The sequence below is a fragment of the Coleofasciculus sp. FACHB-542 genome, assembly GCF_014695825.1.
GTDB lineage: Bacteria > Cyanobacteriota > Cyanobacteriia > Cyanobacteriales > FACHB-T130 > FACHB-T130.
The window spans coordinates 160,755-175,111 of sequence record NZ_JACJPB010000023.1; the positions used below are offsets into that span (position 1 = coordinate 160,755).

General features: G+C 44.1%; 6 protein-coding genes. 2 read left to right on the plus strand and 4 right to left on the minus strand.

Going from position 1 to position 14,357, the window contains the following annotated elements; genetic code table 11:
* Window positions 1–4: 4 nt before the first annotated feature.
* From H6F52_RS06955 to H6F52_RS06970, 4 genes are all read right to left on the minus strand, one after another.
* The gene (locus H6F52_RS06955; RefSeq protein ID WP_190533111.1) at window positions 5–5,611 is read right to left on the minus strand and encodes a PAS domain S-box protein; all 5,607 of its coding nucleotides are present in this window, start codon (window positions 5,609–5,611) and stop codon (window positions 5–7) included.
* A 218-nt stretch (window positions 5,612–5,829) separates the two neighbouring features.
* Window positions 5,830–6,603, minus strand: coding sequence for a DUF928 domain-containing protein (locus H6F52_RS06960; RefSeq protein WP_190413370.1), 774 nt, complete (start codon window positions 6,601–6,603; stop codon window positions 5,830–5,832).
* A 470-nt stretch (window positions 6,604–7,073) separates the two neighbouring features.
* Window positions 7,074–9,572: a CHAT domain-containing protein gene (locus H6F52_RS06965; protein ID WP_347276192.1), complete on the minus strand. Its 2,499-nt coding sequence runs from the start codon at window positions 9,570–9,572 to the stop codon at window positions 7,074–7,076.
* Between the two features lie 317 nt (window positions 9,573–9,889).
* A complete protein-coding gene (locus H6F52_RS06970) occupies window positions 9,890–12,202 on the minus strand; it encodes a filamentous hemagglutinin N-terminal domain-containing protein (RefSeq protein ID WP_190533117.1) in 2,313 nt (770 codons plus the stop codon).
* Between the two features lie 728 nt (window positions 12,203–12,930).
* Here H6F52_RS06970 and H6F52_RS06975 point away from each other — a divergent pair.
* Both H6F52_RS06975 and H6F52_RS06980 read left to right on the plus strand, forming a co-directional pair.
* Complete coding sequence (locus tag H6F52_RS06975) at window positions 12,931–13,338, plus strand: ChuX/HutX family heme-like substrate-binding protein (RefSeq protein ID WP_190533120.1); 408 nt, start codon at window positions 12,931–12,933, stop codon at window positions 13,336–13,338.
* A gap of 86 nt (window positions 13,339–13,424) precedes the next feature.
* Window positions 13,425–14,171, plus strand: coding sequence for a DUF6816 family protein (locus H6F52_RS06980; RefSeq protein WP_190533123.1), 747 nt, complete (start codon window positions 13,425–13,427; stop codon window positions 14,169–14,171).
* Window positions 14,172–14,357 lie beyond the last annotated feature (186 nt).

Consider the following 14,357-nt stretch of genomic DNA (forward strand, 5'->3'; position numbering starts at 1 on the left):
TGGATTATAAGTCTTTCACAGATTGAATCAATATCAACAATTGCTCAAATTGGTATTGATTAACTAATGTCATTAAACTTTTTGACAAAACATCATTTTTGGGATGCAATTCCTCAATCAGTGTAGCGATAATTTCTAAATCTCCCTCAACAAGAGCCTGATATAAATCTTCTAACCAATTTTTAGGTAAATCAGCCAAGTCGGCAGTATTTAAGACTGGCAGTTCCAGTATTTTTTTCTCAGATGTAGCAGCCATTTCCTCATAAGTAAAAGAGACATCCAAATGCTTATGGATAGCATTAAAAATATCTTCTTCTCGAAAAGGTTTGCGTATAAAATCATCACAGCCAGCTTCAATAACAGATGCTTTATCTTCATTTAAGGCGCTGGCAGTCAGGGCAATAATCGCAGTACGAGAATTGGCTAATGTCTTTTGAACTGAAGGTTTCTGATTCTCTCGCTTTCTAATCTGTTTAGTGGCTTCATAGCCATCCATTATCGGCATTCGTATATCCATCCAAATTAGATGAGGTGAACTACGTTCCCAGATTTCTAATGCTTCTTTGCCATTAGAGGCTTCTAGTAATTCAAAGCCAAGAGGCTGGAGGAGCTTAAGCAGCAGTTGGCGATTAAAATCGCTATCATCTGCGATTAGTATTTGATAGCGAGGTTGCTGGGGCGCGAGTGCAATAACGCGGCGGTTTTGGAGGGGGATTGCAATCTCGCTGGCAGCGATAATATTTGCTTGAATGTTAAATTTAAACGTTGTTCCCTTTGCAAATAAAGCACTTGTATCGTCACTAAATTCCCTGATGGGGGTTCCAGGAGTGAAAACTTTGCCACCACTAATGAGGGTGATTTCACCTCCCATTAAATGGATAAATTGACGGCTAATTGTCAATCCTAAACCAGTTCCTTCTTGTACTTGTTGACCAGCGGCTGTTTGCTCGAAAGGTTTGAATACTTTGTCAAGTTCTTCGGAAGCAATACCGGCGCCCGTATCGGAAACTTCAAAAATAATTGAGGAAAGGGTAGAAAAAGAAGGAAATTCGGAATTTGTTGTCCCTAATTTCACTTTAACTAAGACTGTTCCGGAATCGGTAAATTTAACGGCGTTACTTAGTAGGTTAATCAACACTTGACGCAACTTTACTTCATCTGTGCGGAGGTATCGGGGAACATCAACACCACAATCAAATTTTAGGTTTAAGTTCTTTTCTGTAGCTTTCAAAGAAAACATCGCTTCGACATCATTTAGCAAGCTGTAAAGGTCGAAGTTATTTTCACTCAGCGTCATGCGTCCAGCTTCAATTTTGGACAGGTCAAGGACTTGGTTAATCAGTGTCAGCAGATGTTCTCCACTGCGACGAATGATCGTGAGATTTTCTTGCTGTTCTGTTGAAAGATTGGGGGCACGACTCATGAGGTGGGAAAAGCCTAAAATGGCATTGAGGGGGGTTCGGAGTTCGTGACTCATGTTGGCGAGAAAGATGCTTTTGGCGCGGTTAGCAGCCTCAGCAGCTTCTTTGGCTCGTTCAAGTTCAGCTTCTACTATTTTACGAGTGGTAATATCGACTCCGATTCCTAAAACGCAGATTTTATCACTTGCAGGTGGATGCAGAGGAATCTTTTGCCACTGAAACCACTTATCTTGGTTATTTGCGCCTGTCACTTTTTCTTCGGGAATAAATAAGGCTTGACCCGTTTCAATGATAGAGCGGGTTTCTTGGAGGAAATGCTCAACATCCTCTAAGAATGGATGGAAGTCTACATCCCGTTTACCCACCAGTTCTTCGACAGTCGTGTTGTAGAGCTTGGCAGCAGCTTTGTTAAGCAGCACAAAGCGTCCTTCCCAGTCTTTTACAAAAATGGTGTTGGGGTCATTATCAATTACCTTTCGCAGGAATTCTTGTTGCTGCCGAAGAGCTTCTTCAGCAATTTTGCGATCGCTAATATCTAGAAGTACCCCCCGCCAAATTATGCTGCCATCAGCTTGGGATTCCGGGCGAGAACTGGCAGCTAGCCAACGAATGGCACCATCTGGGTGGAGATAGCGCCACTCATAATAGAAAGGCATTAAATTGTTGAGGCTGATTTTTAAAGCGGCGTTATAACCAGGGAGGTCTTCTGAGTGATATCGAGCTAATATGGCAGAGAAATTTTCCATCGCCTCGTGAGCGGAAATCCCTAAAAGTTCGCCACACCCTTCACTGATGTAGTCTAGAAAATGTCTGCCGTCAGCACAGTAAGTGTAGGTGAAAACCGCACCGGGAAGGTTATCGGCAAGGCTTCGCAAGCGAGCTTCGTTCTCCCGTAAAGCCTCTTCTATTCGTTTGCGATCGCTAATATCGATAGCATGACCGACAACTCGAAGTGCCTGTCCGTCTGCGCCTCGCACAACCACCCCATAATCCACCATGTGAGTGTAGCGATCTTCTCGGTGACGGAACCGATATTCAAGCATATACTCATTTTGATGAGCGATCGCCTGGGAAAACGTTCGCGAAACCTGCGGCAAATCCTTCGGATGGACGCGATCAACCCACCACTGACCTGTGAGTCCGGCTTCTTCGGGACGATATCCACTCGTTTCATAGAGTCCCTGCGTCCGCAGAACAATATTCTGCTTCAGATCCCAGTCGTAAACATATCCTTTAATTGCCGATGCCGCTAGCTGAAAACGTTCGTTGCTCTCTTTGAGCGCTTGCTCTGCCCGTTTGCGCTCGGTGATGTCAATCGCCACACCTCCAACAAGGCGTTCTCCAGAGAGGTTCGCCAGCGGAAACTTGTATACCAGAAAATCCCCGATTGTGCCGTCCGTTCTGGGAGCTTGTTCGATCGCCTCTACTGACTGATTCGTTTGGATGACTTTCCGAATGTTTTCCAGATACTGTTGCGCGAATTCATCACTATAAAGCTCTGTAACAGTTTTTCCAACTACATAGCCGTCTGGGATTTGGAGTATCTGGCGGTAGGTTTTGCTAGAGAAAACAATTCGCCCATTTTCATCCGTGATCCAAGAAGCCGCCGGACTGTTATCCATGAACCCATGAAAACGGGCTTCGCTTTCTTTTAATGCCAGTTCTGCCTGTTTGCGAGCCGTAATATTCGCGAATGAAGATACCACTGCATACGGCAGAGATTCGCCAGCCCGAAATAGAGGTTGGGCGTTAATAGAAATCCAGGTTAAGCTACCATCTGGCTTGTAAACTCCCATCACTACATCAGAGCAAGGTTCGCCAGTTCGTAGCGTCACCATTGCTGGGTGTGCCTCTCCTGGGAAGGGCGAACCATCTTCACGAATGGCTCGCCAGCTGGGATCGAGGGAAGTTCGCCCCATCATTTGCTCGCGAGACAAGCCGAGAATTCTGTTAGCACTGGCATTACAGGTATGGATAACACCGTTGGCATCCTGCAAAACAATGCCTTCTGCCATCGTTGTCACGACTGAACGATAGCGTTCTTCGCTTTCCTCTAAAGCAGCCGTGAAACGTTGGCGTTCTGTGATATCTCGCACGATACAAACCACTTCATCAGCACCACTTTTGACGATGCGTGTCTCGTAGTTGTGAATGCCATCGGGTTTTTCCACCTCGTGTTCGTAGGTTTGTCGCTCTCCGGTTTCAACTGCTACCCGAAAATACTCTAGCAGGTCATTTTTAACCTGTTCGGGCAACGGTAAATCCCATAAGTTTCTGCCAATTAAAGCTTCAGGCAGCATCTGAAAGGCTTCTTCGCCTGCTTTTACGTCTAAATAAGTGCCGTCTATCCGGTGCCGGAACATTGCATCGGGAATCGCGCTCAAAAGCGCCTGCATTCGTTCTTCATTCTGATGCAAGGCTGCTTCTACCTGCTTTCGTTCGACAATCTCCTGCTCTAGCTGGGCATTGGTTTGGGCTAGTTTAGCAGTGCGCTCTTGTACTTGGCTTTCTAAAGTACGGTTGTAGTCGGCTAGCAGATGTTCTGCTTGCTTGCGCCAGGTGATGTCAACGAGCAAGCCATCCCAAATAATGTCACCATTGGCTTGCTGTTCCGGGCGGGAAGTGGCTTGCACCCATTTCAAGTGACCAGAAAGCGAGGTAATGCGACCTTCCCAGTACCAAGGCTGCAAGTCTCTAGCAGAAACTAGGATGGTTTCATTTAGCAAAAGCAGGTCATCGGGATGCACCGCATTCCAGGCAATCTGAGGATTTTGGACGATCGCTTCTGGTTCATATCCATAGATATCACGAGCGCCAGAACTCATGTAAGTAAACTCATGGCTGCCGTTTGGATGGAGGATGTACCGGAAAATTACGCCCGGTACATTTTCCGCGAGATGGCGAAACTTCGCTTCGCTTTCCCGCAGCGCGGCTTCTGCTTGTTTGCGCTCCAGGTTTGCTATGTGCTGGTCTTCCAGACTGCGATAAGCGATAAGCGCAACCGCAGAGCCAGTCATGCCGATTAGCGGGGCAACGACAGGGAGCCACCAGCTAGCTAAAAAAGCGAGGTAACTGCCACCCGTCAGAATTCCCCCGATTAGGCAAATGCTAACCCCAGAGACGATCCATCTGGCAGCAACATTTTGTTTAAAGGGGTTGAAGCGAAGTAACGTCCAACTCACTCCACCACCAATGAAACACCAGATCAAAATCCATAAGGCTTCTTTTGGTTGAGACCAAACCTGGATCAAAGGACGACCCTCTAAAGCACCACTCAAAATTTGACTGATTAAATTGGCATGAATGACGACGCCCGGTAATCGTTTGGGAGTCGCAAAGAGACTACTACTATAAGGGGTGAAGGAAAGGTCATTGAAGCTAGAGCCGATTGCGCCGATTAAGACAATGCGATCGCGTAAAAGATTGGGCGGGATGCGGTTCTCTAGAACATCCGTCATCGATACCGTGGAGAAATTTTCTAACATCCCCCGGTAGTTCAACAAAATCTGGTAGCCACCAGAATTAGCACGAACGTAACCGCCTTCATTTCCCGTAAATGGGGTAAATACAGCGTTCCCTAATCGCAATTTATTAGCACCAATGCTCTGGAGGCTAATCTTTTCTTTTTCCAGATACATTAAAGCCAGCTTTGCACCTAAGCTCAGATGGGTTTTACCATCAGATGTTCTAATAGACAGCAACCCTCGACGGACTTTGCCATCTGCATCTAACACCAAATCCGCGAGTCCCACTTGGTTGAGACGATTCAACGCTGGGGGTGGAGCAACCGGATTTCCTACCGCTTTTTCGACACCCACTAGATTAGGCGTAGATTCAAATACTTTCACCAGTGCTTGATGACCAGGAGGGACTGGCAAATCTCGATAAATATCCAAGCCAATGGCTCTGGGTCGCTGAACTTTCAGTTTTGCGATCGCTTCAGCTAACAGAGCATCAGAAATAGGCCATCGTCCCACCTTTTCAATATCTGATTCATCAATAGTAATAATTACAATACGGGGATCGATTGGTTCACGAGGTCGCCAGCGAAAAAATTGATCCAATATCGCCAAGTCAAATATTTGCAGTACGCCTAAAGAACTTGTAGCGATGACTGTGCAAGCCACAATCGGAGCTGTAATCAGTAGCCCGCGCCATTGCCGAACTTGGTTTTTAAGTTTTTGTACCATTAATTTATGAGCATCAAAAATAAGGGGAAGGGGAAAAGGAAAATGCTTCTTCTTTCCCTATTTCCCTTATCGATTTTGGCAATTGATTGATGCTTGAATTTAATTAGGCAGCATCCGACTCAACTCGCCTGCTTTCCGTCCTACGTATATTTGCTGAACTAATTCAATTCTTTTCTGCCCTACTCTTAAATCCTCAAAACCTTAGATTTTCCCATAGCCTAGTTTAAAAGTGGCTTGGTAGCGATCGCTTGTAGCCCAATTGAGTTTAACAATTCCTGCCATGTTGAAGCCAAAGTTGCTTCACTCGGCTCTAAGCGTCTAGCTTCAGCTAAACTTGCTACGGTATCGAACCAAATCCCGTGTTTTCCATACAGAGCAGCACGCTCTAGTAGAGGTTGATTCTGAAGCTGGCTCATTACCTCGGAAGTGAGTTTAACTCGTCGAATTTCTCCTTGTACCCCAGGACTACCGGGTCTGAGTCCTTGTTCGCCAATGATGATAAAAGTCCACCGATACTTCTTGTCAATTTCTAGAGGTGGCGCATTATCTGGAAGTTTGAAACTAAGAATGCCTTCTTGACTCGAAATCGGAATTTTTGCTTGGTAATGAAAATTGTTATTTTCGTCTACTAATCCAAAAAATATTTCCTTAGCAGAAGTTGGAGGTACATAAACCAAGAATGTTGGATGCTCTGCTACTGTCAACTTGCTTGTAGCTATTGGCACCAGCGGAGTCACGCACTCGCCTGTAGCGATTACTGCTTGAGGACATTCATCACCACGAGATGCACCTCCTGCGGTGTCATCTGGTTGTCCACTTCCTGGAGGTTCAAAGGTTACGCGACCTATCGAAGTACCGGCTAGAGTTTGAGATTGGTTAACCGACTCGGATTGGGCGATCGCTTTAGTCAAAAAGCTAGGAGCAATAATCAGTCCTAGTGATAAAAAAAATGCAACTAGCGTTTGAGTGGTAAAAGATTTGTGCTGTACCATTTTCTTACCTCAAAAAAAATATTGTACTGAATTTACACCTAATTATTACTGTAATAACACGTAGATTTCTTCAGTAGAAATACTTGGTTGTTGTAAGAAGTTCCCCAGCGAACAGTAATCATGTTTATGGACTTTTAGAGTTTCTATCGAAAGTTAAGGCTAAAAATAGGCAGATAAAGGGTTCGTAATGCGAAATTCCTGACTTGGTTAAGAAGTTCGGAATCTGAACCGCTAGCTCATAACTCCAATAGGATTGCCATCAATACGGTTCGATTAGTAGAAATATGCAATAATTTTCGCTGCATAGGAACAAGAGTTATAGAGGCTTTTTAATCTATTGCTGTTTAAGGAATCATCTTATCCGAACCGTTTTGCGATTGCTATGTTACCTGGGGGTAACTCTCTGTTAGCCTCCTAGAAACAGAACCTCCAAAAATTGCGAAGTAAGTGGACTGAAAACTCCTACCTATTCAAAGCCAACTTCCTACTAAAATAAAAGATGACCAGTAAAAAGGATGAGCATATTTTGGCTGTTTTAGCAGAGCTATCTGTGCCTGACGAAGGGCTTTAACTTTGCTTTCTCCTTGTAAGAGTTGCTGATAAAATTCGCCCATAAGCTTAGCAGTGGATTCATCTTGCACTGACCAGAGAGTTGCTAAAGTACTGCGTGCGCCAGACCGCACGGCTACTCCTGCTAATCCTAATACCGCTCGCTTATCACCAGTTGCAGTTTGGCAAGCACTCAGAACTAATAGTTCAATCGGATTAAAAGTACCCGGATCTCTAGAACGTAATAAATTCTCGAATTCTTTGACATTTATCCTACCATTCCACGTCAGGATAAATGTAGAATCTGAGCTAGAGCTAAACTGCCCGTGAGTAGCTAAATGAACAACCGTAAAAGAATTTTTATTCAGATAGTTTTGTAAGTTTAATTCGGTAAAATCCTCATTTATAAATACTTTGGAAGGAACTTCAGACGCGATTTGGCTGACTTCAGCTCCTACTCCTGGCAATGCTGGAAAACCTTGTCGAGCTTCGGTAATTCCGCCTGCTAAAATTTTGTTTCGCTTTTGGGCAAGTAACTGGCTTAACGACGCACTTCCCACTCGTGGTGTAACCAACTGTAAACCCGGAGCTACTACTATATTGTATTTTTCAATGAGATATTGTTTACCGTCGTACAGCGCTGCCATTGGTAAACTTCGCAACGAACCGTCTAGCACAAATACTAAAGTGGCGATATTACTTTTGGTTAATTCTGTTTCAACAGGTTGGATTAACCAGCGATAAACTTGCTGAGACAGACGCAAACGAGCTTCAGTTGAAAAAAATGGATTAAGAGATTCTAATAACTGCTCCAGCGTTTCTTCAATATCATTTTTCACTAGCCTAGTCGAGTAATGGCTGAGAGGTTTTCCGGGTAAAGATAAGATTACCTCTAAACGATTTGACAAAATAATGGGGTAGATGACTGCTGCTTGAGGATCGAGTTGATCGATTTGCTGGGGTTGAACATCTAAACAAGCTTCTCGAAAAAAGTTATCTAATTCTGCTAGATGTAGCGCTTCAATGACTTCGCGAGCTTGTTTAATATTGGTTTGGCTGGGATTAAATTCTAACAGTAACTCTACTAACTCACGATAAATGGGTTCGACGTTTTCGCGAAAGGAAAGTTGAACGTCGGGATTCAGCGCGATCAAGTCGCTGCGGAGGGATTGTAAGGTATTAACAGCTTTGGTGTAAGCAGCGATCGCATTCGGAATATCGCCTTGCTGTTTGAGAAGTTTGCCGAGTTGTCCTTCCCAACGAGCCACAATACTAAAAGCATTAATTTCTTGCGCGATCGCGAGTGCTTGTCTCGTCAGCTCCTCCGCTGGTTTCCATTGCTGCGTTTGTTCGTACAGGTATCCGAGTTGACCCAGCGCGTAAGATTCAGCACGCGAGTCTTTAAGCATTCGCGCTTGTTCGACAGCTTTTGCTAATATCTGAGCAATCTCTTGAGAATTGACCATCTGCGATCGCTCTTCCCGATTTCCCAATTTTATGAGAGTTCTAGCCAAGTTCACTCGACTGTAAACAGCAGCGCGACTAGGTAAGATACTTTCTAATTGAGACTGGATTTGGGGTAATAATGCTTGGGCTGCGGCTGGTTGTCCAGTTTCTACTAAAAGGCTTAATCGGTTCAGTTGGACTTCTAAAACTAAAAAATTGGGAGAACTCTCTACTATCTTTCGGTAGATTTCCAGCGCTTCTCTCGGTTTTTGTAAAGCTCTAAGAGTATTTCCCAAACTAAATAAACTGGCATTAATCTCTAAGGGAAAGTTTAGCCTTTGGGCGAGTGACAAACTTTGTTCTAAAACCTGCTGGGACTGAGTTAAATCTCCGACTACTTGTAAGGTAACTCCCAGACTTCGCAATCCTGATACTTTAAGCGAGGAATCTGGCAAGTTTTGCAACTGAGTATTTAATTGTTCTAAGTTTGTTTTAGCTTGTCGGTAGAGTCCTAATGCTTGCAAAGCTTGAGCTTGGTTTATCAAACTGCCTAATTTCCCAACGTCGTCGCCTGCTGAAGCGTAAGCTTTTTCAGCTTGTTTCCATGTATCTAAAGCCGCTTCAGTTTGCCCCATTGCTAGCTGGAGACTTCCTTGAGTATTCAAAACTTGGGCAAGAGTGGCTGCATCGGGTTGGGTTTGCAATAAATTGAGACTTTGAGCGATCGCGTTTTTCGCTTGCTCCCATTGACCCAATTCTTGATAAGCGTTCGATAGATAGCTTAAAACGAGGGCAGCGTGGAGGCGATTGCCCTGCGCCTCAAGGTTTTCGAGCGCTTGTTGCCAGAATGCGAGCGCTTCATCAAATCGTCCTGCTTCATACAGGGTTCTGCCTTGTTCTAGTACAAAGGCATCATTCTGTTTAGATTCTGAAGGAGCATCAGAATCCGGAATATTTTTAACAATTGATACCAATTGTGAATCAAAATAAGAAAATTTAAGATTAGTCTGCGCTAGTGCCGGTAAAAATGCTGTCACCAAAAAAAGTGTCAACAAGCTTAGCAAAATCCGATAATGAATACTTTTTATAAGCCACCTTATTTTTAGCATAAAAGTTTTTGCAAAATTAAAGGGTTATTCATATTTCTCTGTTTTTATCTGCGGTTCAAAAGATAAAAATTCTTTTGCAATAATTCTCTAGCAATCTAAAGTTAGTTTTAAAATTTAATAAACCGCAAAGGACACTAAAGAAAAGAGACGGAAGATTCCATGAATAATTGAAGATTGTTATATTACTTAGAAACACTGCAACTAGCAATTTCATCCCAGGAACTTTGAGCCACACCATTGATAGATTTGGAAACCAACTCTACCTCACCATTAGAATTTTTTACCCATCCAGTTGCCTCCACCATTGGAGTACGTGCAGAGGCAGTCTTGGAAACGGAGACAGGTAAGGAGGTATTACCCCTAGGGAGGCGCAAATCCCGCCATACTGTACTTCCTAACAAAGTTTCATTGGGATCTGCTGGCAAACCGCCGCGTCCAGTGACAACAAAACTATTCCCCCTAGAAGCCAAACAACCTTGGGAAATTTGTTTGCTAATGTCAGTAAAATTTTCTGGTAGTGCAACTAAGCCAGAAGAAGGGTTCACATCAGCAGTATTAATTTGGACAATCCCACTGAACTGAGTTCCTCGACTAGAAGTGGCGGTGATATCGCTATTTGAAGTTTTAAAGATGCCGCTAGCATTGATTCTTACTTGACCCCCAAAGCTTTGTTGAGCATTGGCAGTAATATCGCTATTTTCTAACGCGACTAACGTTTTTGTATTAATAATGATGTTGCCACCATTGGTACTGATATCATTATTTGCAATTGTCTGACCCGTATCAAACAGGATGATGTTACTGGCATCAGTCGTAATTAGGCTGTTGCGCCACAATCGCAAATCTTGAGATTCAATCGTAATATTTCCCTGTTCCGCCTGTCGCTGAGTCGCTCTAATAATCGAGTTATTATCTAGCTCAACTATGGCAGCGCGAATATTAATATTACCAGCATTGCCTTTCCCAAAATTAGCAACATTAATTGTTGCCCGCTCCCGAAAGCTCAATCTGTTAGCAATTACTGTTACGTTACCCGAATTTCCCGTCAACGGCGGTGGAGAACTCGCAATATTGCTTAAGCTAGTCCTAGCATAAAAACCGCTACCAATTCCCCCAGTTGCAGAAGTTCCTCGTATTTGCACGTCATTGGCTCGAACTGTTATGTTGCCACTTTGGCCTGCGCCAAAGGTAGACACAGAGATCACCGCTCCATTTTCAAGAGATAGTTGTTTAGCATCAATAATGACATCACCGCCAACTCCAGTTGAGGCAAAAGTAGGATTAGAAAAAATACCCGTCAGACGCGATCCATTTGCTGAAAGACCGCCCAAGAGAACATTCCTCGCTTGCACTCGTAAGGTACCAGAATTCCCTGAAGCGTTAGTCCCCATACCAATGGATGCTCCATCTCTTAGTAGCAACCTATCTGTTGTAATTGTTAAATTGCCGCCTTTTCCCTCACCATTCGTCTGAACAAAAAAGCCGCTACCGATTCTGCCATCGGCTGTTCTACCAATCAGTTCTACAGTATCCAAAACATTGATGGTGGCGCTTCTCCCCGGTTGAGATCCTTCTGTGAGGGATACGATGAGCGAACCTTGTTCTAGTTTCAGATTTCGGCTTTGTATCTGAAACGAACCTCCCTGTGCGCCGCTGCTATCCACTGAAGCAGCACCCGATAAATTAATACTTCCTAATTCTGCAAGTTGTTGTTCATTGTTGAAGTTGATTTGTTCGCTGCTGACTTGCATTGGCAATGAGCCACGAGTAACTGACCAAAGCTCAATTGCTCCCGACTCAGCCTTTAAATTACCGCCCTCTAAGGCAATTTCTCCCCCGACTAAAGCTAAAGTTTTCCCAGGTTGCACCGCTAGACCCTCGGTTTTCGTATTCGGCTCTAGTCCACCTGTCTGTCCGAACCTGAAATTGTGTCCCGATCCTTGAACGCGAATAACTCCTGCGTTTGAATCGTTAAATTGTAAGCCTATCGGAACATTTATCGTTAGCAATGGGGGGGCGCTAGGCTTAGTAGCGCTAAACTCAGTTCCATTGCTAAATCGAATGCTGTTAGCAGTCGAAGCGAGAAAGGAACCACCTATATTAAGTTTGGCATTTGGACCAAAAGTAATGCCGTTGGGATTGATAAAAAACAAATTAGCTGTGCCGTTCGCTTGAATCAATCCATCAATATGAGAAAGATTGCTACCTGTAACGCGACTGAAGATGTTTTGAGTCTCTACGGCGTTGTTGAAGAAAGCTTCAGTATTTATAGGAATGGAAAATTCTGTAAAGCTATGAAATAGATTGCCGCCTACTTGCGTGCCGCCCTCAATTCGGATGGCGTTGCCTTCGGGGATAGCAATGGTATTATTTTGCAGCGTAGCATCCGGAATAATTTGTGCTAAGGTGCAGCTAGAATTATTTAACCATAAAAGGAAAATCGTACCAGTAACCCAGAGGAAATGACCAGGCTGGCTCACAGTTTTTAAACTCAAAGGTAGCGCTTGCCTACAGTATACGCGATCTACAACTTGCCCTAGGGAAAATACACCCTAAACTTCTAGGGAAAGGTAGATTGTAATACAAAATGTGGGATGGATAGCTCCTATAAAATAGTTTATCATTGCCCTGTTTTCCTGAATAGACGACCTATTAAAAAAAGGGATTTGCGCTCAAAGAGTACAACAACGGGAATTTAGATGGAGAGGTTTAAGTTGTGTTAGTCAAAAGATAAATAGACGGATTAGAGAGAAGGTTGGCAATTTGGTTCTGGCTAAAACCGAATTGGCTGAAGCTATGGAAGAGATTCGCCTTTTCGCCTGAAAGAGTTCCGCTAGTGATGTCGAAGTGAACCGGAAATCGTCTTTTAAGATATCGCCCTTCTGTATAATATGGATGCCAGTGCCATCGGTCGCAGAGACACTCGACTGTGCCTGTGCCGCTGCGCTGAATGCAAAAGCATTCCCATGCAAAAGCTAGAACAAGGGAAGAAAGAAAACCGAAAATAATTGTGCTGAGTTTTAGTTGCTTGTTGGCTTTGTTCGGAGTTTCAATAGATAGCTATTTTGATGCGTGGATGATTTTGTATACTTTAAAAGGAGGGAGAATTGATTCATCTAAAATGATTTTTTCGACAAAAACCTTAGGATTAATTAGAGAATTAGTCATTCTAATGCCACATTAAGGTTAGCAAAGATTTTCTTCTTCAACATTCAAATTTACCATGAAAGCTAATTTGAAAGAATTTTTAGAATCCTGCGAAAATTTAGGAACACTGCGTCTGATTGTGACCAGCAGTGCTGCTGTTTTGGAAGTCCGCGGCCCGCTGAAAAAGCTGTTTTATGCAGAATTACCTAAAGGTAAGTACGCTAATATGCACGCCGACATATTCGAGTTTCACCTGAATATGGATGCTATCAAGCAGGTAAAATTTGAGACAGGCGAATCAAAACGGGGTAACTTTACTACCTATGCTATTCGCTTTCTGGATGAGAAAAGTGAACCCGCCTTGAGCGCATTTCTCCAGTGGGGCAAACCAGGAGAATACGAACCAGGACAAGTAGAAGCATGGCAGTCCCTTCAGGAGAAATATGGAGAAGTTTGGGAACCAGTACCCGTTGATTCGGTGTAGTCGAAATGCTTGAAAACCCGGTAAATTGAGGATCTTTCTGTGTTTAAAAGCTATATAATCCTACAAACAAACCCACGTTTACCGTGATGCGACGAGTCTTTTGGGGTTGTTTCCTAATTTTGGGGTTGCTGCTATGGGGAGGGGAAGCGCAGGCGGGGCTTTTGGCTGACCGTTTGGCGCAGTTTCCTCACTGGGACAGCAAACCACCCGTCAGCGCCGCGAAGGGCGACTTAGTTTATCCTGACTGGATGGAAGGTACTTGGAACGTCACCAGTACGTTAGTAGATTTAGTGGCACCCTTAGCGCCAGAAATTGTGACGCCAGGGTTTGAAAGTAATCGTCGCCAGCTGAATCAGCCCGTTAGTTTCCCCGTGCGATTCAAAAATCAAGACGCGATAACTGTCTCAACAAAAGGCAAAAATCAGCCGGTAGTAGCAGATCGGGCGTTTAACGGGTTGAGTATCGGGAAGGCATATTTAGGCGATCGCGCGATCTTATCGGTCAAAGTCGATCCCAATTCTCCCAATCGTCAGGTGACTTTACTGCGAGGCGATCGCCAGCTAGTCTCAATTGTCACGAGTCGAGGCACCGAAACACTCGCCCCAGATCGATTTATTGCCACAGAAGTGTCTCAGCAAGTCTTTCGCGGCACCCCTCAGCCGTATTTCAATATTGTAGAAACCACAACTGCTTATCAATGGATTCACTCATCCATTGAAGCCGATCAAGTAACAGCAATTTACCTCTCGCCTCAAGATCCAGACTATTTCAAAGCTGTCGATCAACCCGTCGCACTTTATCGCTATCAACTACAACTTTTGCCAGTTGAATAGCTAAACGCGATAAATGGCGTCTCTACGTGACTTCAGATCGGGGTGCATGGGTAGACGGCTCCACAAGCAAGCTAGACAATTGCTTGCCTAATCTAGCCCTACTTCTTTGCTTTCGAGAAGTCCGCACCTTATATAAAGTAAAAAACCGTGGGAGTTGGAGTTCCACGGCTTCTGAAGGAGTCTTAT